14 protein-coding genes are annotated in these 25,283 nt (G+C 62.0%); 7 read left to right on the top strand and 7 right to left on the bottom strand.

All coding sequences use genetic code 11. The annotated features are described in order from the left end of the window. Window positions 1-15 precede the first annotated feature (15 nt). Entirely contained in the window at window positions 16-2,154 is a 2,139-nt protein-coding gene (locus SJY33_RS08470; protein ID WP_379922326.1) for a S46 family peptidase, read from the bottom strand. Between the two features lie 263 nt (window positions 2,155-2,417). On the opposite strand from SJY33_RS08470, the gene SJY33_RS08465 reads away from it, so the two are divergent. Then, window positions 2,418-3,281 (top strand): hypothetical protein, encoded by an 864-nt coding sequence (locus SJY33_RS08465; protein ID WP_379922325.1) that lies wholly within the window; start codon window positions 2,418-2,420, stop codon window positions 3,279-3,281. Between the two features lie 53 nt (window positions 3,282-3,334). Here SJY33_RS08465 and SJY33_RS08460 read toward each other — a convergent pair whose 3' ends face one another. Further along, window positions 3,335-3,568, bottom strand: coding sequence for a hypothetical protein (locus SJY33_RS08460; protein WP_379922324.1), 234 nt, complete (start codon window positions 3,566-3,568; stop codon window positions 3,335-3,337). Window positions 3,569-3,635: 67 nt separating this feature from the next. Between SJY33_RS08460 and acs the strand changes: the two genes are divergently transcribed. Further along, window positions 3,636-5,567, top strand: coding sequence for an acetate--CoA ligase (gene acs / locus SJY33_RS08455; RefSeq protein ID WP_379922323.1), 1,932 nt, complete (start codon window positions 3,636-3,638; stop codon window positions 5,565-5,567). A gap of 72 nt (window positions 5,568-5,639) precedes the next feature. On the opposite strand, the gene SJY33_RS08450 is transcribed toward acs, so the two are convergent. The 3 genes from SJY33_RS08450 to SJY33_RS08440 all read right to left on the bottom strand — a co-directional run bounded on the left by SJY33_RS08450 (window position 5,640) and on the right by SJY33_RS08440 (window position 11,175). Beyond that, window positions 5,640-5,939: a hypothetical protein gene (locus SJY33_RS08450; protein WP_379922322.1), complete on the bottom strand. Its 300-nt coding sequence runs from the start codon at window positions 5,937-5,939 to the stop codon at window positions 5,640-5,642. Between the two features lie 115 nt (window positions 5,940-6,054). Next, window positions 6,055-8,910, bottom strand: coding sequence for a M16 family metallopeptidase (locus tag SJY33_RS08445; RefSeq protein WP_379922321.1), 2,856 nt, complete (start codon window positions 8,908-8,910; stop codon window positions 6,055-6,057). Between the two features lie 57 nt (window positions 8,911-8,967). Next, window positions 8,968-11,175 carry an acylase gene (locus SJY33_RS08440; protein ID WP_379922320.1) on the bottom strand — a complete coding sequence of 736 codons (2,208 nt, stop codon included), beginning with the start codon at window positions 11,173-11,175 and terminating at the stop codon, window positions 8,968-8,970. Between the two features lie 205 nt (window positions 11,176-11,380). Here SJY33_RS08440 and clpB point away from each other — a divergent pair, with 205 nt between their 5' ends. Further along, window positions 11,381-13,972, top strand: a complete 2,592-nt coding sequence (gene clpB, locus SJY33_RS08435; protein WP_379922319.1) for an ATP-dependent chaperone ClpB — start codon at window positions 11,381-11,383, stop codon at window positions 13,970-13,972. A gap of 64 nt (window positions 13,973-14,036) precedes the next feature. Here the strand turns inward: clpB and SJY33_RS08430 are convergent, their stop codons facing one another. After that, the gene (locus SJY33_RS08430) at window positions 14,037-16,970 is read right to left on the bottom strand and encodes a TonB-dependent receptor domain-containing protein (protein WP_379922318.1); all 2,934 of its coding nucleotides are present in this window, start codon (window positions 16,968-16,970) and stop codon (window positions 14,037-14,039) included. Window positions 16,971-17,432: 462 nt separating this feature from the next. On the opposite strand from SJY33_RS08430, the gene SJY33_RS08425 reads away from it, so the two are divergent. Both SJY33_RS08425 and SJY33_RS08420 read left to right on the top strand, forming a co-directional pair. Further along, window positions 17,433-17,969 (top strand): hypothetical protein, encoded by a 537-nt coding sequence (locus tag SJY33_RS08425; RefSeq protein ID WP_379922317.1) that lies wholly within the window; start codon window positions 17,433-17,435, stop codon window positions 17,967-17,969. 14 nt (window positions 17,970-17,983) lie between these two features. Further along, the gene (locus SJY33_RS08420) at window positions 17,984-19,783 is read left to right on the top strand and encodes a tetratricopeptide repeat protein (protein ID WP_379922316.1); all 1,800 of its coding nucleotides are present in this window, start codon (window positions 17,984-17,986) and stop codon (window positions 19,781-19,783) included. 145 nt (window positions 19,784-19,928) lie between these two features. Here SJY33_RS08420 and SJY33_RS08415 read toward each other — a convergent pair whose 3' ends face one another. Next, entirely contained in the window at window positions 19,929-22,895 is a 2,967-nt protein-coding gene (locus tag SJY33_RS08415; protein WP_379922315.1) for a TonB-dependent receptor plug domain-containing protein, read from the bottom strand. 294 nt (window positions 22,896-23,189) lie between these two features. On the opposite strand from SJY33_RS08415, the gene SJY33_RS08410 reads away from it, so the two are divergent. Together SJY33_RS08410 and SJY33_RS08405 are read left to right on the top strand one after the other, a co-directional pair. Continuing rightward, on the top strand, window positions 23,190-24,359 hold the full coding sequence (locus SJY33_RS08410) for an acetyl-CoA C-acetyltransferase (RefSeq protein WP_379922314.1): 1,170 nt from the start codon (window positions 23,190-23,192) through the stop codon (window positions 24,357-24,359). Window positions 24,360-24,395: 36 nt separating this feature from the next. Beyond that, window positions 24,396-25,181, top strand: a complete 786-nt coding sequence (locus SJY33_RS08405) for an SDR family NAD(P)-dependent oxidoreductase (protein ID WP_379922313.1) — start codon at window positions 24,396-24,398, stop codon at window positions 25,179-25,181. The last annotated feature ends 102 nt before the right edge of the window (window positions 25,182-25,283 follow it).

Here is a 25,283-nt window from a genome sequence, read left to right as displayed (position 1 = left end):
TATCCGGCCAAAGCCTTACTTGCCGGTAGCACCCATTTCGGCGAGCAGACGGTCGGCGCCGTCCACCTTTTCCATTGTCCACAGCATGAACCGGCTATCGACGTGGATCGTGCGATTGATTGCGGGATCATACATCCAGTCGGACACCACGCCTTCGATCGTGCCATCGAAGGCCAGACCCACGAATTCGCCTCGCGAATTCAGCGTCGATGAACCCGAATTGCCGTTGGTGATATCCACCGTGGACAGGTAATCGACCGGAAGGGTGCCCAGTTCGGGCGCAACGTACTGGCCATAATCCTTCGCCTTGATCAATTCGATCATCTTGTCAGGCGCATCAAATTCGCCGCGGCCGGTATGCTTGGCAACGATGCCTTCAGCGGTGGTGAAAGGTGTCCAGACCTGCCCGTCAACCGCCTTGCCGGTGACCTTGCCATAGGTGAACCGCAGCGACCCGTTGGCATCGGGATACATGGTCTTGCCCATTGATGCGGCATAGGCGAGACGCGCCTGCATGACCTTGGAACGGGCCTTCTGGACATCACCGGAACGGGCCTTGTCCTCCGCTTCATCAGTCATGGCTTCATCATAGGTGGCCACGGCCAGCTGGATGAAAGGATCGTTCGATGCGCGGAAATCGGCGACTGATTTGCCCATCCATTCCATGCGCTTGGCGGTGTTGCCGAGTTCAGTGGCGGCATAGAAGCCGGCCAGATCGCGGCCGTCCATGAAGGCATCGAAGCTGGCGATGCGCTGATCGGCGGGCAAGGTGCGGTATTCGGCGATGCCATCTTCCCACAAGGCCTGATCGATGTCCGCGACATAGCGGCGTTCGATCCGCTGCATGGCCTGCGTCATGAACGCACGGTCGCGGTCCTGATAGCCGGGTTCGCGCTGCGCGTCGGGCTTGGCCTGTTCGTTGGCCCAGCGCAAAAGGCTGCGTGCGGCGCCATAAAGCTGGCTGCGCCCCAGCATCCCGCGCTTGGCATCAGCCAAAGCTTGCGCGTTGCTGGTCGCGATCAGGGCATCCAGTTCGACGAGTGCTGCGCCGTATTGGGCCTGACGCTTGCGATCGGCGGCCACCCATGCGCGGAACGCCGCTTCGTCAGCCTGCTTCTTTTCCACCAGCGAGATGGCGTCGGCCCCTGCCAGCTGCCCGGCGATCTTCTTTTCGTAATTTTCAACGCCCTGCAGCGTTGCGGCATAGGCGATGGTCGCGGCCTGATTGCCTGCGGTCAGCGCATCGATCATGTCGCCATATTCAGCCAGCATGTTCTGCTGATAGGGATAGAGTTCTTCGAAATAGAACCGGGCTTCTTCGGCCAGACGCAGGCGTTCGGTGGTGCCCGGGAATCCGGCGACCATGATGAAATCGCCCTCCTTCACGCCCTGCTTGGCGATCGGCAACCAGGCCTTGGGCTTGAAGGGGACATTGTCCTTCGAAAAGTCTGCCGACGAACCATCGGGCGCCACGTAAGCGCGGTAGAAGGAAAAATCGCCGGTATGGCGGGGCCACATCCAGTTGTCCTTTTCCCCGCCGAAATTGCCGACACCAGCGGCTGGGGCATAGGCGAGGCGCACGTCCTTGATTTCAAGCTGCTGTTGCAACCAGTATTGCTGCCCGCCGAAATAGGCACGCACATCGCAGCGGCGATTGGCCTGCTTTTCGCACGCTTCGATCAGTGCGGTGCGGTTGGCCTGCAAGCGGTCATACCGGGCGCGGCCTTCCAGCTTTTCGGCGCCCTTCGTCATCGCAGCCGACACATCGCGCAGATCTTCGATCACATAGACCCGGCTGCCGGGCGCTGCGGGGATTTCATCACCCAGCGTCTTGGCCAAAAAACCGTTGGTGAGATAATCGTTTTCGGGCGACGAATTGTACTGCAGCGACCCGGCAACGCAGTGGTGGTTGGTTGCGACCAGACCCTGCGGCGAAAGGAAGGCTGCCGAACAGCCGCCCAGCGATGCAATCGCGGTCAACGGCGGGCGCTGCAGATCGCCCAGCGTTTCGGCATCGAGCTCCAACCCGGCGGCTTTCATGTCATCGGCAATCGCCGCAGTCTGGCTGGGCAGCCACATGCCTTCATCGGCCTGGACGACAGCAGTAGCCGAAAGCATCGCGATGCTGGCGCCGGCCAGCAGGAAGTTCTTCATGACTTGCGTTTCCTCGGTGTTGTGCCGCGCGGATGATCGCTCTGCGGCGGAAGATGGTATTGCCCCGGAAGGCAAGGCGCTGGTGTTAGGCCACATCGCATCCTTCTGAAAAGACCCAATCGCGTGCATCGACCAACAGCTGAACACGTTCGGTCAGCGACGTTGCGAGCTGACCCTGCAAAACAGCTCTTGCGAACCATTATCATGTCGGCCATGAGGCTGACCCTCACATCTACCTATTTCCCCGCAAGGATTGCCCGATCATGAACACCACCTTCAAACTCTGGACACAGCTTGGCCTTGGCACGGTGCTTGCCGGTGGTTTGCTGGCAGCGTGCGGCGGCGAAGCGGGTGAGAACGCCGCGCAGGGCGAAGCCGGCGCGTCCGGCACCGCCGCTACTGCAGGCGAAGGCGAAGGCGGCGAATCCGCCGGCGGCGAAGGTGAAGGCGGCGCAGCCGCTGGCGGCGAAGGCGAAGGCGGCGTCGCGGTTGCCGATGCCGCGACCGATCCGATTGCCTATGGCACCGCGCTGGCGGTTGCCGAAGCGCATGTGGTTGCCGCGCGCGATGCCTACGCTGCCGGAAACACCGATGCCGCTGCCGACATGTTCGCGCACCCGGTCAGCGAAGTGCTGCTGGATATGGAACCCACCTTCACCAAGCTGGGCGTGGCCGATATGAGCCCGCTGTTCACCGCCGCATCCGATGCGGCGCTGGCGCGCAAGCCCGCTGCCGAAGTGAACAAGGCTTACGATGCCATCATCGCTGCCTTGCGCGCAGCGGCCAGCAAAGCGCCTCGGTCCGATGCCACCGCGGCCACGATTGCTGCCGGTGTGATCGCTGATCAGATCGAACGCGCCAGCGCGATGTACCGCCTCTTGCCCACGAACGACGCGTACGAACCTTACCTTGATGGCTATGGCTTTGCGAAGGTAGCTGCGTCTTCCTTTGCTGCATCAGGCGCGGCGATCAAGGCGCAGAACCCGGCGGCCCACACACGCATCACCGAAGCGCTGGGCGTGCTTGCCCGCGCTTATCCCGCCGCTGTCCGCCCGGCAGATTTGCCGGTCGCACCGGGCGCAGTGTCGGGCGCGTCTGCCAAGGTGATGCTCGCAACCGCGAACTGATCCCATACCGCACGGGGGCCTCCGCAAGCCGCCCCTGTGCGATGATCGTGGCATCAGTAACGATAGGCAATCACGGCCTTGACGGTCTGCAGATTAAAATCGTCGTTCGCGCGACTGAAATCGACCCCGCCGGCAAGAACAAGCGGTCTGGCAGAAAGGGCGGTGTTATGTCCCACGCGGATCAGCGTGCCGGCTTCGTCGTATCCGGTGTAGAGGTATTCGATACCGATCGAGACGTCGCTGCCGATCTTCTTTTCCAGCCTCATGCCCTCCGAAACGCGTCTCACCCCATTGTCATGCCGCACCGGGGGTGTAGCTTGGCTTCAAAACGGGGTCAGATTAGGGAGAGTTGAGATGATCCACGCTGTCGAGAGGCCCAAGCCCCACGGCCAGACCCATTGCACGCCGGAACAATACGACACGCTGTACCGGCGTTCAGTTGAAAACCCCGATGCATTCTGGCTGGAACAGGCGCAGCGGCTCGATTGGGTGAAGGAGCCCAGCATCGGGGGGGACTGGTCTTTCGATCCGGTTGGGGTGGCGTGGTTCGCAGACGGGACGCTGAACCTGTGTCACAACGCGGTTGACCGTCACCTGCCTGAACACGCTGACCGCACCGCGTTGATATTCGAAGCGGATGATCCCGCCAGCCCGGCGCGCAGCCTGACCTATGGCGAACTGCACAGCGAAGTCATCCGTATGGCCAACGCGCTGAAGACGCTCGGCGTGGCGCGGGGCGACCGGGTGACGATCTACATGCCGATGATCCTTGAAGGGGTGGTGGCAATGCTCGCCTGCGCACGGCTGGGCGCGGTGCATTCTGTCGTTTTCGGCGGCTTTTCGCCCGAAGCGCTGGCGGGCCGCATCGCAGATTGCGGCAGCCGCTTTGTCATCACCGCAGACGAAGGTTTGCGCGGCGGCAAGGCGATTGCGCTGAAAGCCAATGTCGATGCGGCGCTGGGTCTTGCAGATCATGCGCTGGACGTTGCGGGTGTGCTGGTTGTTCGCCACACCGGCGGCACGATCACGATGCAGCCAGGCCGCGATCATTGGGCTTCCGATCTTGCCAGCGATGATGATTGCCCCTGCGCAGTCATGAATGCCGAAGATCCGCTGTTCATCCTTTACACCAGTGGTTCGACCGGCAAGCCCAAAGGCGTGCTCCACACCACTGGCGGCTACGGCGTGTGGACGGCGACGACGTTCCACACCATCTTCGATTACAAACAAGGCGAAGTGTTCTGGTGCACCGCCGATATCGGCTGGGTCACGGGGCACAGCTACGTCGTCTACGGCCCGCTGTTCAACGCGGCGACCGCGGTAGTGTTTGAAGGCGTGCCCAACTATCCCGACCACGGACGGTTCTGGGATGTGGTGGACAAGCACAAGGTCAACATTCTGTACACCGCGCCCACGGCGATCCGCGCACTGATGCGTGAGGGCGACCATCATGTAACGAGCCGCAGCCGCGCCTCGCTGCGTCTGCTGGGCAGTGTGGGCGAGCCGATCAACCCCGAAGCCTGGCGCTGGTATTTCGATACCGTGGGGGAAGGCCGCTGCCCGATCATCGACACCTGGTGGCAGACCGAAACGGGCGGCTGCATGATAACGACGCTACCCGGCGCGCATGACATGAAACCGGGCAGCGCGGGCCTCCCCTTCTTCGGCATTCGCCCGCAGCTGGTCGATCAGGACGGCGCGGTTCTGGAAGGGGCGGCCGAAGGCAACTTGTGCATCACCCACTCATGGCCGGGTCAGGCGCGCACCATCTATGGCGATCACGAACGCTTCGGGCAGACCTATTTCAGCACCTACAAGGGCAAATACTTTACCGGTGACGGGTGCAAGCGCGATGATGACGGGTATTACTGGATCACGGGCCGCGTCGATGATGTCATCAATGTTTCGGGCCACCGCATGGGCACCGCCGAAGTCGAAAGCGCGCTGGTGCTCCACCCGAAAGTGGCAGAGGCCGCGGTGGTCGGGTTCCCGCATGATATCAAGGGGCAGGGCATCTATTGCTACGTCACGCTGAACGCGGGCGAGGATGGCAGCGACGCGCTGCTCGCCGAGTTGAAGGCGCAGGTGCGTAAGGAAATCGGACCCGTGGCCACGCCCGATGTGATCCACTTCACAGACGGGCTGCCCAAGACGCGTTCGGGCAAGATCATGCGCCGCATCCTGCGCAAGATTGCCGAAAACGATTACGGGTCGCTCGGCGATACCTCGACGCTGGCCGATCCATCGCTGGTCGAACGGCTGATCGAGGGGCGGCACAGCGTCTGACCCGCCCCGGACACAAAAAAGCCGCCGGAGCGCAAACTCCGGCGGCGTTTTTGCAAGATCAGGCCGAAGCAATCAGGCTTCGCGCGTGCCCGAAAGCGGCATCGCGCCGAATGCGCCGGCGTTGACCGATCCGGTCAGGTTGTCGCCATCGATGGTCGCTTCGCAATCGAGCGACATCGGCATGGGGACGACCATGTTCATCTTCCACTTGATGGTGTTGCCTTCGACGGTGCCACCATTGATGTCCATCGAACCCAGGCTGCCGACCATCGAGCCGGTGAAGCTGTCGCCGTTGGGAACAACGGTGAGGGTGCCGGTCTGATCGCCCATCGGGCTCTTGACGATGGTCTTGTACGTACCTGCAACAGACATATTCCAACTCCTTGGCATCGGTGCGGACCTTGGATGACCCGGCACTATGGCTCGCTATTTACACTCATGTCAGCGCGCTTCAACCGGATTTCCGCTGAAGCGCGCCGTTTGACGGTTACTCTCCGCCTTCCATCTCACGTTGCTCGATCGGCAGACCAAGCGGTTCAAGCTGGCTGCGCACCTTGCTGGCATCGCCTACCACAACCCACACGAACTTGTCCGTATCGATCGCCGCGCGGGCAGCGGCATCAAGGCTGGCGGTGGTCTGAGCCCGGTAAATGCTGGCAAGCGTTTCCTGATAAATATCGGGCCGACCAAACAGGGCGTTGCTCTGCATGGCTCCCAGCACCGCAGGCGAGGTTTCAAACTGTCCCGGAAGCGCCCCGACCTGCGACGCGATGCTGCGCTCCAGTTCTGGTGTGGTTACGCCCTTGCTGGTCAGGAATTCATCGGTTTCGCGGATCATCTCGGCCAGCGATTCTCCGGTGCGATCTGCCTGAACGCCGCCGGAGATGCCGTAGATCACCGCATTCTCACGCGCCTGCGTGCCGCCGCGCACGCCATAGCTCCAACCCTTGGTCTCGCGCAGGTTCATGTTGAGCCGGGCAAGGAAGTTGCCGCCGAGAGAGTTGTTCGCGCTGTTGAAGGCGACAAAGGCCGGATCGCCGGCATCCAGCGGCGTGACCTGCGCACCGTAGATGAAGCTCTGCGGGGAATTGGGCCGGTTGACCAGAATGATGCGATTGCCTTCGGCTTGCGGGGCAGCGGTGAACTGCTTCACACCCTTTGCGGTAGCTGGAGCGGTCCAATCTCCGAAAGCCGTGTTCAGCGCGGTCACGATCTCATCCAGCGGCTTGTCGGAGATGACGAAGACTTCGCCATTGTCCGGGCGGATCCAGGCATCCTTGAAGGCGACCAGATCGTCACGCGTGATGGCGCTGACGCTTTCAACCGTGCTGACACCGCCATAGGGGCTGTCTTCGCCGAACAGTTCGGGCGTGATCGTGCGTTGGGCGATGCCCTGGGGCGACTTCATCGCCTGACGAATACCGGTGATAGTCTGCGTGCGCACCCGTTCCAGATCGTCAGGGTTGAAGGCGGGCTCACGCACGATCTGGCGCATCAGGTCGAGGCTGGGGGCAAGATTGGCTGTCAGCGCCGATAGCGTGAAGGTGGACCGATCATTACCGCCGCCGACTGCAATGTTGGCGCCCAAGCGCTCGCTCGCCTCGGCGATTTGCTGCGATGACAGCTTGGCCGTGCCTTCGTCGAAAAGGCCAAGCGCTAGGGTTTCGACACCGCTCTTGCCATCCGGATCGGCGACTGTGCCGGCGTTGAAGCTCATCGCCACATAGGTCGCGGGCACAGCGGTGCGGCGGGCATAGTTGACCGTCATGCCGTTGCTGAGCGTCGCACGTTCGATTGACGGGAAGTCCAGCGTGGCTTCGCTGCCGATCGCGGGCTTGGGACGCTCCTTCGTGACGGTCAACGCTTCGGCTGCGCGGTCCCGTTCCGAAGCGTTGGCATCTGCGCCCACCGATGCGGCTTCTTCATACGCCGCATCGCGTGCGCCCGGTTCCAGAACCAACGTGAAAGCGGGCTTGCTGACCCAACGCTGCATCGCGGCTGTCACGTCGGTCGGTGTGATGCTGGCGAGGGTATCGAACTGCTTGGCATAGAACGCCGCATCACCCGCCAGCACCTCGCCTTGTGCAAGCGTTACCGCCTTGCCGCCGAACCCGCCAACCTGTTCAAGCCCGCGGATTGTCCCGGCAAGCGAGCTGGTCGCCGCGCGGCGTACTTCGTCGTCGGTGGGCCCTTCGCTGATGAACTGCTGAAGCAGCGCATCAAGCCGCGCTTCGGCAGCCGCAAGGTCCACACCGGGCTTCAGCGTCATCTCAACCGCGAACACGCCGACACGCTGGAAATCGTAATTGCCGGCCGAAACGCTGACTGCCAGCTGTTCGTCACGCACCAGGGCTTCATCAAGACGGCTGGATGCGAGCCCGCCCAGAATGTTACCGCCCACCGCCAGCGCGGTCAGATCGGCATCGGTCATGCCGGGGACGGGCCAGAACTTGCTGAGCGTGGTGGCGGCGACCTGATCCTTCATCACCATCCGCTTGTTTTCAGAAAGCATCGGAACGGCGGCGGCGGCGGGCGTGTTTACGGGTCCACGTGCGATCTGGCCGAAATACTTTTCGACCAGAGGCCGGGCTTCTTCGGGCGAGATGTCGCCGGCCATCACCAGCGTTGCATTGTTGGGGCCATACTTGTCGCGGAACCAACCCCTGACCGTTTCCATCGAGGCCGCATCCAGATCGGCCATCGATCCGATAACGTTGTGGCGATAAGGGTGGCCTTCGGGGAACAGCGCGTTCAGGATTTCGTAGAAGACAAGACCGCCCGGTTCGTTGTCACCCTGACGCTTTTCGTTCTGCACCACGCCGCGCTGGTTATCGAGCTTCTGCTGCGTCACCGCACCCAGCAGGTAACCCATGCGGTCGCTTTCCAGCCACAGCGCGCGTTCCAGCGCCGGGCGCGGGACGGTCTGGAAATAGTTGGTGCGATCAAAATCGGTGGTGCCGTTGTAATCGGTCGCCCCCATTTCAGCGAGATACTGGAAGTAATCGTCAGGCGCGTTTTCCGATCCGTTGAACATCAGGTGTTCAAACAGGTGGGCAAAGCCAGTCTGGCCTTCGGGTTCGTCCTTGGACCCGACATTGTACCACACGGCCACGCCCACGATCGGGGCCTTGCGATCCTGATGAACGATCACGGTCAGGCCGTTTTCAAGCTGGAACCGTTCGTAAGGGATCTGCACCTGATCGACCAGCGCGGGAAGATCGGCTGTCGGCTGCGGCGCGGCGGCAGTCGCCGGGGCTCCGCTTTGCGCAAGCGCAGGTGTGAAGGACGCGGCAAGAGCGAGCGAAAGCGCAGAAAGACTGGCAGCAGCAAAGCGGTAGGTCATGGACGAAGGCTCCGGTAATTGAGACGGGCAACAAGAATACGCCGGTCGGCGCGCAGTTCAGGGCATGGTGGTGACGGTTCGCCGATTGCTGGCTTTCGCCAGAACATCTTCGCGCCAGAAATGCACCGGCTTCAGCTTATGATCGATGAACAGCCGCATCTGATCGGTGTAATGCGGACTGGCGGGCCGGGTTGTGGCCGCACCAAACGGCTGGATCGATCGCGAGCTGACCTTTTGTCCCGGCGCCCATTCGATCCACATGATGAAGCTGTCGCCATGCTTGATGCTGAGGCGGCCATCGTCTGCCACGCCCCAGGTCGTCGAAGCGCGCAGCGTGTCGGAACCGCCATCAAGCGGCAGGTCGATATCGCCCTGCCGCAGCCGCAACAGATCGGACATCGGGGGATCGAGGCGGCCGAAATGGGTAGTGAGATGATCGGCGGCAGCTTGCAGCTTTTCGGCCACGTCAGGGAAGGGCTTGTTGTTGTAATCGGCCCCCATGAAATCGCGGATCAGCAACAGCGCGATGGCATCGGCCCTGCCGTCATTATCGGCCGTGAAGTCCCATGACAGCGCCAGGTTGCGCGCTTCGGCCAGCGCGCCTTGGGCCTTCAACGCTTCAAGCCCGCTGAACATCCGGTCGATATAGCCGCGCCGTTCGTAGGCGGTGTCGTACTTGATCCGCTCCAGCGTTGCCCGGTCGAGCACGCTGGCTTGCGACAAGAGCGTGTAGGCGCGCCACGACCGGTTGGTTTGCTTCAGTTCTATCCCCATCAGGGGCGAGAACGCCTCGGGCGCAAGATCGCTCCCCGCGCCGGCGGCGGTGAAGGGGGTGTTGTTGGAATTGTAAAGCCAACCGCTCGCCGGGTTCACGATCCGCGGCAGGGTTTCGTAGTCCACCGAACCTCGCCAGATCAGATCGCTGCGATTGCCCGGCAGGATGCCGCGCCAGTTCGCTGTCACGCCTTCGGGCCGCTTGGGAATGGCGGCGTTGTAGACATAGGCGATGGTGCCCGCCTTGTCGGCATAGATGAAGTTGGTGCTGGGAATGGCAAGGCGCGACAATTGTGCCTCCCATTCCGCAAAGCTGGTCGCCTTGTTGATGCGGTAATAGGCATCAAGCTGCTGCAGTTCGCCGATCCCGCCATAGCGAATGGCAAAGGCGCCTTTCGCGTTCTTGATGACAGGGCCGTGGGCGGACCGCAGCACTTCGCGCCGGATCGGCAGGATGACAGGGCCAACCTTCACAGGCAGCGTCACCCATTGCGATTCCAGTTCGCGCCATTGTCCGTCAAGCTTGTAGCGGTTGCCGGTGTCGTCCAGTTCCAGCTGGTACACATCGATCATGTCGGGTGTGTTGACCGTGTTGGTCCAGCCCAGATGTTCATTGTGACCAAGGAAGGGGAACGGCGATCCAGGGAAGTTCGCGCCCGCAAAATGCCAGCCTTGGCCGCTTTCGACCACCAGTTCATACCACGCCACCCCGCCGCGCAGCGGCTGGTGGGAGTTCGAGATCAGCGTGGTGATCCCACCGCCCTTCTGCGGTGCGACGGCAAAGGCGTTGGAGCCCAGATGGTCGGCATCTTCACCCAGTGGCAGCACCAATGTGCGTGCCTGTTGCGGGGCAGCGGCCGTATCGCCCGGCGCGGCAACCGGCAGCGGTTCGCGTGGGAAGCCGGGAATGTCGGGGCCATGTTCGCGGCGCAGATCGTCGCCTGCCACCAACGGCCCGATCACACTGTCGAGGCCAAAGAAGAACGGTTGGCGCAGCGCGAAACCGGCAGCGACATCAAGGCCGTTGACCGGGAACAGATTGGCCAGCTTCACTTCGCCCGGATGGCCTTGCGCATACTGGTTGAGCCCTGCGGCATAGGCTTCGAACAGGGCGCGGGTGTCAGCGGGGAGTTTGGGATATTCGCGCTCCGCCGTGCCGCGTGCATCAATCAGATGATAGGCAAAATCAATCTTCGCGCCTTCTTCACCCGCGATTGCGCCGTAACGCCCCCGCGCCATCGCAACCACGTCTTGCAGCGTGAAGAAATCATCTTCCGAATGGGCAATGGCGACCCCGTAAGCGGTGTCGGCATCAGTCGCGCCATAAATATGCGGCACGCCGAAATCGTCACGGATAATCTCGGCGGTATAGGTGCGCAGCGGCGGAGGATTGGCGGCGGTTGCGAAGAATGGTTCCCACGTGGCAAGCGCCGCCACGGCAAGCAAAAGCACCACCACCAGCGCAAATGCGCCGCGCTTGACCCAGATCATGTCCTATTTCTCTCCCAATTCCCGCATGTTCTCCATCGCGTGACGACAGGGCGAGGTCAAGGCTCGCCCACGTCTTGCCTTGGACAGCAAAGCAACCCACCTAGTCGGCTAACACACCTGTTTGCGTTTTTTGCAGGTCCGGGACTTGTGTTGCCGTTGTGCAACACCATCTGAATCGGGCAACCTTTGGAGGGGTTAGACAAGCATGAATCTGGAAAAATTCACCGACCGGGCCAAGGGCTTCCTGCAAGCCGCGCAGACCGTTGCGATCCGCATGAACCACCAGCGCATCACGCCGCTGCACATCGCCAAGGCCCTGTTTGAAGACAGCGAAGGCATGGCGGCAGGGCTGATCCAGCGTGCGGGCGGTCAGGCGCCGCTGGCTGCGACCGCGATCGATGTGGGTCTGTCGAAGATACCTTCCGTCACGGGCAGCGGCGCGCAGGCCACCCCGGGGCTGGACAATGATGCGGTGCGTCTGCTCGACCAGGCCGAACAGATTGCGGACAAGGCCGGTGACAGCTACGTCACGGTCGAACGGATGCTGACCGCGCTTGCGCTGTCGCCCGGCGCCGCTGGAGAGGCTGTGAAGGCCGCCGGGATCACGCCGCAAAGCCTCAACACCGCAATTGAACAGCTGCGCGGCGGCAAGCGTGCCGACAGTGCGGGGGCGGAAAACACCTATGATGCGATGCAGAAATTCGCCCGCGATCTGACGCAGGCGGCGCGCGACGGGAAACTTGATCCGGTGATCGGCCGCGACGAGGAGATCCGCCGCACGATCCAGATCCTTGCCCGCCGCACCAAGAACAACCCCGCGCTGATCGGCGAGCCCGGCACCGGCAAGACCGCGATTGCCGAAGGCCTTGCACTGCGCATCGCCAATGGCGACGTGCCCGACAGCCTGAAGGGTCGCACCCTCATGAGCCTCGACATGGGCGCACTGATTGCGGGCGCGAAGTATCGCGGGGAGTTTGAAGAACGGCTGAAATCGGTGCTCGACGAGGTAAAGCACGCCGATGGGCAGATCATCCTGTTCATCGACGAGATGCACACGCTGATCGGGGCAGGCGCGTCCGAAGGTTCGATGGATGCATCGAACCTGCTGAAGCCTGCCCTGTCGCGCGGCGAGTTGCACTGCATCGGGGCCACCACGCTCGACGAATACCAGAAGTATGTCGAAAAGGACCCCGCGCTCCAGCGGCGCTTCCAGCCGGTGTTCATCGCCGAACCGACCGTGGAAGACACGATCTCGATCCTGCGCGGCATCAAGGACAAGTACGAGCTGCACCATGGCGTGAGGATCACCGATGGTGCGATCGTGGCGGCGGCGAAGCTGTCCGATCGCTACATCCAGAACCGCTTCCTGCCCGACAAGGCGATCGACCTGATGGACGAAGCCGCCAGCCGCATCCGCATGGAGGTGGAGAGCAAGCCCGAGGAAATCGAGGGCCTCGACCGGCGGATCATCCAGCTGAAGATCGAGGAACAGGCGCTTCAGAAGGAAACCGACCAGAACTCGAAGGACCGGCTCGTGGCGCTGCGCGAGGAACTGGCGAACCTTGAACAGCAGTCGGCCGAACTCACCACCCGCTGGCAGAACGAGCGCGACAAGATCGAGGCCGAAGGCAAGATCAAGGAACAGCTTGATGCGGCGCGGCTGGAACTGGAACAGGCCCAGCGCGAAGGCGATCTGGCGAAGGCTGGCGAGCTGTCATATGGCCGCATCCCGGCGCTTGAAAAACAGCTCGGCGAAGCCCAGGGGCAAGCCGCCAATGCGATGCTACGCGAAGAAGTGACCGAAGAAGATATCGCCGGCGTCGTCAGCCGCTGGACGGGCGTGCCTGTCGACAAGATGATGGCAGGCGAGCGGGAAAAATTGCTCCAGATGGAAAGCATCCTCGGCAAGCGGGTGATCGGGCAGACACAGGCGATCGCCGCGGTATCCAAAGCCGTGCGCCGCGCGCGTGCGGGTTTGCAAGACCCTGGCCGCCCGCTTGGCAGCTTCCTGTTCCTCGGCCCTACGGGTGTCGGCAAGACCGAGCTGACCAAGGCGCTGGCCGGGTTCCTGTTCGATGATGACAGCGCGATGGTGCGCATCGACATGAGCGAGTTCATGGAGAAGCACGCTGTTGCCCGCCTGATCGGCGCGCCTCCGGGCTATGTCGGGTATGAAGAAGGCGGGGTGCTGACCGAAGCCGTGCGCCGCCGCCCCTATCAGGTGGTGCTGTTCGACGAGGTCGAAAAGGCACACAGCGATGTGTTCAACGTGCTGTTGCAGGTGCTCGACGATGGGCGACTGACCGATGGGCAGGGCCGTGTGGTCGACTTTGCCAACACGCTGATCATCCTGACCAGCAACCTCGGCAGCCAGTACCTTGCCAACCTGCCCGACGGGGCGGAACCGGCGACGGTGGAAAAGGACGTGATGGACGTGGTGCGCGGGCATTTCCGGCCCGAATTCCTCAATCGGCTGGACGAGATCATCCTGTTCCACCGCTTGGCGCAGGAACACATGGCACCGATCGTCGAGATTCAGGTCAAGCGGGTGCAGAAGCTGTTGGCCGATCGCAAGATTACGCTCGACCTGACCGAGCCCGCGCTGCGCTGGTTGGGCCGGGTGGGGTACGATCCGGTCTATGGCGCGCGGCCGCTGAAGCGCGCGGTGCAGCGTTATCTGCAGGACCCGCTGGCAGAAATGCTGCTCGAAGGCCGGTTGCCCGATGGCAGCACGCTGGCGATCGATGAGGGCGACGGTGCGCTGACGTTTGAGGCGCCCGATGCACCCACTGCCTGAACGGCAATAAAAAAAGGGGCGAAGCATGGCTTCGCCCCTTTTTCATGTCGGGATCGTCAAACGATCAGAAGTTGAAGCGGGCGCCCGCGGTGAAGCGACGGCCGATCACATCGAAGTCCGCAGCCGTTTCCAGCCCGGTCGGTGTGCCGAACTGCGCACCCGGCAGGTATTGCGGCTTCTTGTCGAAGACGTTGTCGACGTTGAAGAAGACGGTCGCATCTTCGTTGACGTTGAAGCTCAGCTGAGCGTCATGGGTCGCATAGTCGTCGATGTCGTTCAGTGCGACCACGGCCGGGTTCGCATTGATGAAATCACGGACATAGGGCCCACCGCTCAGGAAGTTCGTCTGCCAGCTGAACCGGACGAAATCGACTTCATAGGTTCCACGCAGCGTGAACGAATGGGTTGAGAACGTCCGACCAAAGGTGCCGGCCGAATTGATCGCCTCTTCGGTGGGATCGGTCTGCACCTTGTTGTCGATCAGGTAGGTGTAGTTCCCCGAAAGCTGGAACGAATCGTCCGCGCCGATCCCCACTGCCGTGCGATACCGCACGCCAACGTCGACACCGCGCGTCTTGAGCGAGGCGACGTTGATCAGCTGACCGTTGACGGTTTCGATGAAGCCCGTCGACTGGTCACGGATCACGTTGTCGCAGAACACGTCGAGGCCGGTTTCAAGACAACGCTGGATCGAATTGTTGCGGCCCAGGGTCGCAATCGCACCGTCGATCTTGATGTCGTAGTAATCGACCGTCAGCGACAGGCCGCGAACGAACGAAGGCGTGACCACCGCACCAATGGTAAGCGTCTTTGCGGTTTCTTCTTCAAGATCGGGGTTGCCGCCGACAAAGCCGTTGATGCCTTGCAGATCGGCAAGTGCGTAATCGAAGGTGCCGTCCGCAGCGATAGCTGCTGCAACGCCCGGAAGCGCACGGCAGGTTGCACCGAGGCCGCCCAGATCGTTGGTTGCCGTTGTGCCATCGCACGGATCATTGACCGCAGCGAAGGTTTCGCTGGGGGCGCTGAACAGTTCCGAAATGTTCGGCGCACGGTTGGCTACAGCGTACACACCGCGGAACCGGATATCGCGCGTCGGCGCCCATTCGGCACCGGCGTTCCAGCTGAACACGCCGCCGATGGTCGAGTAATCGGAATAACGGGCAGCGCCGATCAGACCAAGGTAATCGAAGAACGGCTTGTCCGACAGGATCGGCACGTTGACCTCACCGAAGACTTCCCAGACATCGAAGGCACCCGACAGATCGGGGATAAGGTTGCCCGAGTTGCCACCGGTGTTGGTCAGGATGTCCAGATCGTTGAAGGTGGATTCGCGCCGATATTCGGCACCGGCTGCAATACCCACATCACCGGCAGGCAAGGTGAACAGCGGGCCAGCAAGCGATGCGTTGACCACATATTGTTCGTTGGTGACCTCTTCCGACTTGGGTACGACGGCCTGAACATAGGACGCTGCGCGCGGGTCTGCGGTGTTGAACCCGAAGAGGTTCAGCGGAATGCAGCCTTCCGAACGTGCCTGTGCGTCGGCACACACAATATCGACACCCACGACATTGCCGGGGCCCACGCGAACCGCGTTCAACGCGTTGCGATAGCGGTTGTTGTCGATATCTTCTGACGAGTTGAAGTCGTTCAGGTGACCGTAGACAAAGCTGGTTTCCCAATCGAACTTGCCTACGTCGCCGCGAAGACCGGCGGCTACGCGCCAGGTCTGGCGTTCGACCTGGTTGCTGCGATCGAACACGTCATTCTGACGGCGACGACCGGAAATGGCGTCGACGTCATTGGTCGGATCACCATCCGAATTGGCAGCTGCGATGGCGGCTGCGATATCGTCGGGAATGAACGGATTGCTGGCAGGGATACCGAAGGGATCAATATCGCGGAAGAAGATGTCGTTTTCGAGATCGAGCGCGAAGGGTTCGATCTGCGAATTCGAAATCACGCGGGCATAGGTCACTTCGGCGAACGCGGTGACATTGTCGGTCACTTCATAGTTACCGATGACCGTGCCGAGGTAACGCTCAAGCGGCACCGAGATGTAACGCGCGCCGTTGCGGTTGTAACCGAAACCGACAGCGCCGAGGCCGGGGATCAGCGCGGTGCTGTTGTCGGGGTTGAACGAGAAGGTCGACCCGCCGCCCGGAAGGACCGAGCGCACTTCGCCGTTGGGGCCGCGCAGCTGGAACTGGCCCTGGGGTGCGAAGGAGGAATAGGCCGCCGGCCCACAGATCACGCCGTTGCAATCCTCGTCCGAAATCGCACGGTTGCGCGAAAACAGACCATCGTCCCGGTCGTAGGAGAAGTTGGCCATGATGTTGCCGCGATCGTCGGCGCCGAATGTGGTGCCGCCCGTTACGCTGACATACTGACGCGGGTTGTCGCCTTCACCGGTGACAGACGCCTGCGCGCGCACCGAAATGCCTTCGAAGCTGTCCTTCATGATGAAGTTCACCACGCCGGCGACGGCGTCGGAACCGTACACGGCCGACGAACCACCGGTCACAACTTCGACACGCTCGATAAGGTCGGTCGGGATGTTGTTGAGATCGACCGACGAATCGCCGGCAAATCCGCCGATGAAGCGGCGACCATTCACCAGAGTCAGCGTGCGCGAGCTGCCGAGGCCGCGCAGGTTGACCGTGGCAATCCCGGTTCCCGATGTCAGGAAGTTGGAGTTGGTGCGTGTCGAACCGATGCCGACCTGGGGCAGTTCGTTCAGAATGTCCGATACGTTCTGCGCGCCGTCGGCCAGAATAGTATCAGCGCCAATCGCGACGACGGGCACTGGGCCGTCGATATCCGGACGCGCAATACGCGAACCGGTGACCACAATGGCCTGCGTTTCAGTTTCGGCCTCGGCGGTCGCAGCAGCTTCGGGCTGGGTCTGCGCCAGCACGGGCAGCGCGCATGCGACAGCAGCAAGACCGACGCCGGTGCGCAGCGCAAGCCGGAACCGGGCGGGGGTGGAAAATTGCATGAAGTCAGTACCTCTCATGTGTTTTTGCGAGCCGTTGCACAAGCGGGGACTAGATGAACGGCGGTGCCGGCAGTGATGCCGTGCGCGAGGATTAGGCAGCGCTGCGGCAGGGGTCACTGACAGACGAACTCCGTTCGGCGCAGCATTACGGCTAGTTGCAAGATTGCAACGATACAGGGAAACTATCGTAAACTCCGCACGGTTCATCGTTGCAGGCGCAAAATCTGAATATTTCCTGACTTATGATAAAAATGTCCGTTTTCAGACAGTTCCTGTCTATCCGCAGGGATGATGTTACACAAAGCGCCGTTGGGGCATCATCGGCCGAGCGCCGGGCCGAAGTCGGTTGGCCGATTCGTCCTCCACCTCTGCTGGTTAAGCGCGGCGCTGTGGGTGCACGCCGATTGTCGCGGCGGAAAATCGGCTATAGAGATAGGCCATTGGCAAGATTGGAGAGCCCAGGTGAAAACGACGTCAAGCGTGAAGGGGTTGATGGCTTCCGTACTGGTCGCAGCGGCCATGCCGGCTGCGGCGCAGTCCAAGGCGCCCGATGGGCCGCCCGAAGTTTTCACCCAGGTCGTATCGTGCCGCACGATCGCCGACGATACGGAACGGCTGGCCTGCTTCGATCGGGCGGTCGGCGCGCTTGCCCAGGCTGAAGAGAGCCGCGAACTGAAAGTGGTCAGCCGCGATCAGGTCCAACGGTCGCGTCGCAGCCTGTTCGGGTTCGTGACATCGGGCTTCGGGATGTTCGATGGCGAGGACGAGGCGGAAGAGGAAAAGATCAAGGAGATCGACGCGACGATCACGTCCTATTCGGGCGATACCGGACGCTATGTGTTCCGGCTTGATGATGGTTCGGTGTGGGAACAGATCGATGGCGCCTTCCTGAAGCGGCCAGCCGCGGGTAAGCCGATCAAGATCCGCCGCACCTTCATCGGCAATTACATGGGCAGCGTCGACGGCGGGGTCGGGTTCAAGATCAGGCGTCGCAACTGATCCGGAGCGCCGCTGTGACCACCAGCCAATCGCAGCTTGCGCAGATTCACGCGCAAATGCAGGGCGGCGATGTACCGGGCGCCCTGCGCGCCATCGCCGCCGTTGTCAGCGCCGAACCGCGCAACGGGGCTGCTTGGCAACTGGCCGGCATGATCCGGCGGCGCAGCAAGGACTTTGTCGGCGCCGTCGCGGGGTTCAATCATGCGCTGACTTGCGGGGTGCGGACGGCCGAACTGCACAACAGCCTTGCCCTGACCTACGAGGATCTGGAGCAATTCCCCGAGGCAGAGAGCGCTTATCAAGCGGCGCTGGCGTGTGATCCGGGCTATCTGCAGGCGCAGATCAACGCGGCACGGTTGAAGCACAAGCGGGGCCACAGTACCGAAGCTGTCGCGGCCCTGCGCAGCATTCTGGAACGTCATCCAACCTCGGTGCTTGCCAGCAACGCGCTCGCTGGTGTTCTGGCTGACGAAGGGGACGCTGGACTTGCCGCAGACCAATACCGTGCCAGCCTCGCCCGGTCGCCTGACAATCTGGCCGCGACGATCCGGCTGGGTGTGACCTTGCGCGAAGATGGTCAGGCCGATGCGGCCCTGGCGCATCTACAGGCTGCCGCGGCCCGCTTTGGCCAGTCTCCCGAATTCGTCGATGCGATGTGCGGCGCATTGATCGAATGTGGCAAGGTGGCCGAGGCCGAAACCCTGCTTGAACGACTGGTGCAGCAAACGCCGTCCTACTTCCCGGCGCACCGCGCGTTGGCGCGCCTTGCTTACGAATATCGCACCGGCAAGGACCCCTACCGCAGTTATCGTGCGATGTTGAACCAATGGCCGGCAGAGCGAACGATCTGGCAGAACTGGTTCGGCTTGATGCTTGACCACCGCGACCATGCCGAAGTGGTGACGGAGGCAGAGCATGCGCGTAAGGTGCTTGGCGCGCTGCCTGAAATCGATTTTTACGAAGCGGTCGCACGCGGCGAACTGGGGCAGGGCGAGGAAGCCGAACAGCTTTACGCCCGCGCGCATCGACAGTTTGGCGAAACCGCCGGTTTCATCGCGGCCCGTGCGCGTAACGCCTTGCGCCGGGGTGAGCCGCTGCAAACACAGGCGCTTGCGCGGCAAGCCGCCGAGCGCGATCGCTCCGATCAGTTTGCCTGGGCCTATCTCGGGCTGGCGTGGCGGTTGCTGGACGATCCCCGCGAATTCTGGCTGCACGATTACACCGCGCATGTCGAACAGCGCCCAGTGCCCTATCTGTCGGAACCGGGCGCGTTGGACGAACTTCGGGACACCTTGCGCAGCCTGCACCGCGCTTCGCATCATCCGCCGGATCAAAGCCTGCGCGGCGGAACCCAGACTGAAGGCGAACTGTTCAAGCGATCGGACCCCGTCATTCGCCGCCTTCGCGATGCAATCCGCGAACAGGTCGATGGGTACATCACGCGCTTTGCCGCGGACCCAGCGCATCCGCATTACTGGGGGCCGGATGCGGCATTCCGTTTTTCGGGATCATGGTCGGTTCGGCTGACGGGGCAGGGCTTCCATGTGGCGCATATCCACCGGGCTGGCAGCATCAGTTCGGCGCTGCATATCACGGTACCGCCTGCAAACCCCGATGATGTGGCAGAAGCCGGTGCGCTGGTGCTGGGCGCCCCGCCCAGCGAGCTTGGGCTTGATCTGGCGCCGCGGCGGGTTGTGCCTCCGATCGAAGGCGCGTTGGTGCTGTTTCCTTCGTCCATGTGGCACGGAACGCACCCGTTTACCGCAATGGGCGAACGCTTGACGGTGGCTTTCGACGTATCCGTTATCCGCTGACGGTAAGCGCGGCGTTCCGAGAAAGACGCGGCACCGCCGCTACCTCCAGCCACAACGCCAACGCCGCCCTCACTGTCAAAATGGCCAAAAAAGGGGCAGCTGATCGGATCAGCTGCCCCTTTTCATGTAGCGATTACGCTGCGGATCAGAAGTTCAGGGTCGCCTGAACGGTGTAGGTACGACCCAGGATCAGCGGCGAGTAGAACGACACATTGGTGTTCGCCTGCTCGAAGGTGCCGACCGCAGTCTGCGGGGGCGTATCGTTCAGGACGTTGTTGACGATCCCCGTGATGGCGAAGCCATCGCTAACCTTGTAGCGCAGCGACAGGTCGACCACGTGAAGGTCAGGCACCCGCGGAGTGCGGAAGCCGGTGTCTTCGTCCGGACCGAACAGCGCGCCCGACTGGTCGCCACCGCTCTTGTAGACGTAGCGAACCTGACCGGTGAAGCGTTCCTGCTGGTACGCCACCTGAAGGGTCGAAGCCCATTCCGAGGTGATCGCGCCGATGCCCGCGTCAGCGGTGTCGACGAAATCGGTGCCGCCAATGTCGAACTTGTCGACCCAGGTCAGCAGCTCGTTGATGGTCAGACGACCGCTGAACAGGGGTACAGCCCAGTTCAGGCCAACGTCGATACCCGAGGTCTGGAGATCGGTATCGCCGTTCACAAGCGTCGTGTTGATCGATTCAACTTCACCCGTTGCCGAGCTGCGGACGATACGATCGCACGCGGACTGCAGCTGCTGGTTGAAACACTGGTTGAGGAAGAACTGCGCGCCCTGGGCGGCAATCCGGTCCTGCAGCTTGATGTTGTAGTAATCGATCGTTGCCGAGAAGCGGCCCAGCGGGAACGAGTCCGGAGCGATCACCGCACCAATGGTGTAGGTTTCCGCATCTTCTTCGGTCAGGCCGGGGTTGCCGAAGGCAAAGGCCTGAACCTGCTGGTTGCTCTGTGCAAAGCCGGTCACAAGTGCCGGGTTGGCACCCGCTGCGGTGAACTGTGCCTGACAGAAGGCGGTGTCACGAGCAGCGTTGATCTGGTTGCACGGATCGCTGTAGCTCGGGAAGCCCTGGTCGCCGTTCTGGAACAGTTCGAAGACCGAAGGTGCACGAGCCGCCTTGTTGTAGGTGGCGCGGAAGCGGATGGCTTCGAACGGAGCGAATTCAACACCAAACTTGTAGTTGAACAGCGTTCCGACCGACGAGTAATCCGAATAACGCGCACCGGCTTCGAAGGCGAGCAGTTCAGGGAAGCCATCGCCGCCCAGAACGGGGACGCGGATTTCGCCGTAGACTTCCTTCACGTCGATCGAACCGGCGATCGGCTGCGAAGCGTTGAAACCGATGATTTCACCGCGCTGCTTGGCATCGTCAGGAACCGACAGACCGGTGTCCTTGCGATATTCGGCACCAACGGCAACACCAACCGGGCCGCCCGGCAGTTCAAAGAGGCTGCCAGCGAGGTTGAGCGCTGCACGAACCTGTTCGAATTCCGAGAAGTCGTAGGTGTCGGTCTGGATGAAGTTGACCATCGTCGGTGTCAGGGCGTTGGCACCGAAGATGTCGACCGTGACGCAGCCCGGCAGGATGCCCGCGCCGCCAACAACGCCCGCGCTGTTCTGGCAGCCGCGCAGACCCTGATCGACCGCAACGCGGTTGATGTTGCCCTGCGAGTAGGAATCGAAGTCGGTACGGCCGTAGCTGGCAACAGCCGTTGCAGTCCAATCGTCCGACAGTTCGTGCGTCACGAATGTCCGCAGCTGAAGCTGCTGCGATTCATTGGTGCCGATGCGCGGACCGGTTTCAGCAAAGCGACGGTTGAAGTTGAACGGCGCAAGCGGATCCGGACGGGTTGCCAGAGCGGCAGCCAGATCGGCCGGGATCAGCGGCGAATCCACCGGAATCAGGAAGCCGGTTCCGCCAGCCGCCGGGGTCGGGGCCAGGTTCACAACCGACGTCGTGCGGGTGTAGCTGCCGAAGAACTTCGCGCTGGTCTTGTCCGTGAACTCATAGCTGGCGATCGACGACACGTTCAGACGGTCGAAGGGAATCAGCAGGAAGTTCTGGTCGTTGAAGCTGTAACGCGACGAGTTGCCAACCGGGATGGCGCACTGGCCACCGGTGCTGTTGGGACGCAGGTTGCCCGCCGTATCGAACGAAAGGCTGCCGCCATTGACTGCAGTGTTGGCAGTGGCAGGGTTACAATCATTGTCGAACGAGGCAAAGTTGGGACCAACGCCGGGGTTGGTCGCCAGACCCTGGAAGGGGTTGCCGCCGTTGTTGACCACGGTGCCGAACGGGTTGGTGGCCGAACCGCCCGAGAAGATCACAGCACCATCGGCACCCAGATCAGCCGGATCGTCAACCACGACCAGCGTGTCGTCTACGAGACCGAGCGCGCCGGAGGTGCGCGAATAATCGAAACGGCCCTGACTTACTGGGTCACGGTCGTAATACTGTACGGCGAGAGCAACGTTACCGCGGCCATCGTCGAAGTTGCCGCCGAACACGCCGTTGATGGCGTAGTTGTAGCCAGCGCCGTCACCCGAAATTTCGTTCTGGAAGGTCAGTTCAAGACCTTCGAAATCGTCCTTCAGGATGAAGTTGATGACGCCTGCAACAGCGTCCGAACCGTAAACAGCGGTCGCGCCGCCGGTCACCACGTCAACGCGCTCGATGAGGCTGGTGGGGATCTGCGAAATGTCGACAGCACCGGTGGTCGACGAAGCGGCAACGCGCTCACCATCAACCAGGATCAGGGTGCGGTTCGGGCCAAGGCCGCGAAGGTCGAGCGTGGCGAAGGATTCACCGCCCGAGTTGTTCGACGTGCGGTTGTTGCCGGGGATGAGCTGCGGAAGATCGTTGATCAGTTCTTCAAGCGTCAGCGTACCGGTCAGGCCGATCGTCTCACCCGAAACCGTAGTGACCGGGCTGGCCGAATCAAGATCGGGACGGGCGATGCGCGAACCGGTGACGACGATCGAGCGGGTTTCCTGCTCGTTCGCCACACCGTCGGCGTCTGCCTGGTCCTGCGCGAACGCCGGAACCGAAGCCACCATCAAGCCAAGCGCGATCGGTGCAGTTCCAGCCTTCAAGATGGAGATTTTTCTCATGCTAGTTTTGTCCCCTAGTAGTCCGGCCATGGTGGCCGAAAAAAATGTGGTCTTGGACCGTTTATAGGTCTGCCCGGGAAAACCCACGGGCTGACGTATGCGAACGAAATGCTTCATTTGACGCAATGCTCGCAAACGAAAAGCATCCCGGCAGGGGAGTTTGAGGTAATTCTGTGTCAATGTTGCAACACAGATTAGTACCCGGTGTTACGCCCCTGCACACGCCTGCTTGCTTGACCTGATGGCGGTCGCTGCTAACGTTTACGAAAACGGAAACCCTACGGAGAGAGAGCAATGACGACAGCCTATATTGTCGAAGCCGTGCGCACGGCAGGCGGACGCCGCGGCGGGCGTTTGGCCGGGGTCCACCCCGTCGATCTGCTGGCCGGATCGCTGGATGCGATCGTGGAACGCAGCGGGATCGACCCCAGCGCGATCGACGACGTGGTGACGGGATGTGTCAGTCAGGCAGGCGAACAGTCGATGCAGGTCGGGCGCATGGGTGTGCTCGCTTCGAAGTTGCTGCCGCAGTCCACTCCGGCCGTGACCATCGACCGTCAGTGCGGATCATCGCAGCAGGCGATCCAGTTTGCCGCACAAGCGGTGATGAGCGGCACGCAGGACGTGGTGATTGCCAGCGGGGTCGAAAGCATGACCCGCGTGCCGATGGGTTCCAACGTGACGTTGCACATGAAGGAAGGCCTCTACAGCAAGGCCGCAGGGATCGAGGCCAAGTTCCCCGGCATCAATTTCAGCCAGTTCATGGGCGCCGAGATGATCGTGCAGAAGCACGGGTTTACCAAGGACGATCTCGATCGTTTCGCGCTATCCAGCCATGAAAAGGCAATCGCGGCAACCAAGGCCGGCGCGTTCAACCGCGAGATTGTCGCGATCGAGATCGAAACGGCCGAAGGCACGCAGATGCACACCGTAGATGAAGGCATCCGTTTCGATGCGACCCTGGAAGGCATCGCGGGCGTCAAGCTGATCAGCCCCGATGGCGCGCTGACCGCAGCGTCGGCCAGCCAGATTTGCGATGGATCATCGGCGGTGCTGGTGGTGTCCGAAGCCGCGTTGATGGCACACGGTCTGACCCCGCTGGCGCGCATCCACAACCTGACCGTGACCGCAGGCGATCCGGTGATCATGCTCGAAGAGCCGCTGTTTGCCACCGACAAGGCCTTGCAACGCGCCGGTCTGACGATCGACGACATCGACCTTTACGAAGTCAACGAAGCCTTTGCATCCGTGCCGCTGGCATGGCTCAAGCATACCGGCGCCGATCCGGCACGGTTGAATGTCCACGGCGGCGCGATTGCGCTGGGCCATCCGCTTGGCGCATCGGGCACCAAGCTGATGGCGACGCTGGTTCATGGGCTGCACCGCCACGGCAAGAAATATGGCCTGCAAACCATGTGCGAAGGCGGCGGTGTCGCCAACGTGACCATTATCGAGCGTCTCTGAACGCTTCGGACCACAACTGACCATCAGGAGAGAATTATGGAAGTTTCTGCCAATACCCCCGCTGTCGTCACCGGCGGAGCGTCGGGCTTGGGCGCGGCCACCGCGCGCGCGCTGGCTGCCAAGGGTGCGAAGGTTGCAATCTTCGACATGAACGAAGAAAAGGGTGAAGCGCTTGCCGCGGAACTGGGCGGCGTGTTCTGCAAGGTCAATGTAACCAGCGATGCCGATGTCGATGCCGGTTTTGCCAAGGCCCGCGAAGCCCACGGGCAGGAGCGCATCCTCGTCAACTGCGCCGGAATCGGCAATGCGATCAAGACCGCCAGCCGCAGCAAGGAAGACGGTTCGATCAAGCACTTCCCCGTCAGTGCCTTCGATTTCGTCATTCAGGTCAACCTGATCGGCACCTTCCGCTGCATCGCCAAGTCGGCCGCGGGTATGCTGACGCTTGATCCGATGGACGATCACGGTGAACGCGGCGCCATTGTCAACACCGCGTCGGTTGCCGGTGAAGACGGCCAGATCGGCCAGGCGGCTTACTCGGCTTCGAAGGCGGGTGTGATCGGGATGACGCTGCCCATCGCACGCGACCTGATGAACGAGGGCATCCGGGTGAACACGATCCTGCCGGGCATTTTCGATACCCCGCTGCTTGCCGCCGCGCCGCAGAACGTGCGCGATGCGCTGGCCGCATCGGTGCCGTTCCCCAAGCGGCTTGGCATCCCTACCGAATATGCCAAGCTTGCCATGTGCATGATCGAAACCGGCTACTTCAACGGTGAGGACGTGCGTCTCGACGGCGCGATCCGTATGGCGCCGCGCTAATCCAGCGTTACCCGTAAGGTCAGACCGCCCCTGCGCGACTTCGCGTGGGGGCGGTTTGCATATGCGGGGGCGTACGGTCCGATGGCTGGGCCTGCATGCGTT

Source organism: Erythrobacter sp. R86502 (assembly GCF_042466465.1).
GTDB lineage: Bacteria > Pseudomonadota > Alphaproteobacteria > Sphingomonadales > Sphingomonadaceae > Erythrobacter.
This window is presented reverse-complemented; position numbering and strand designations above follow the sequence as displayed.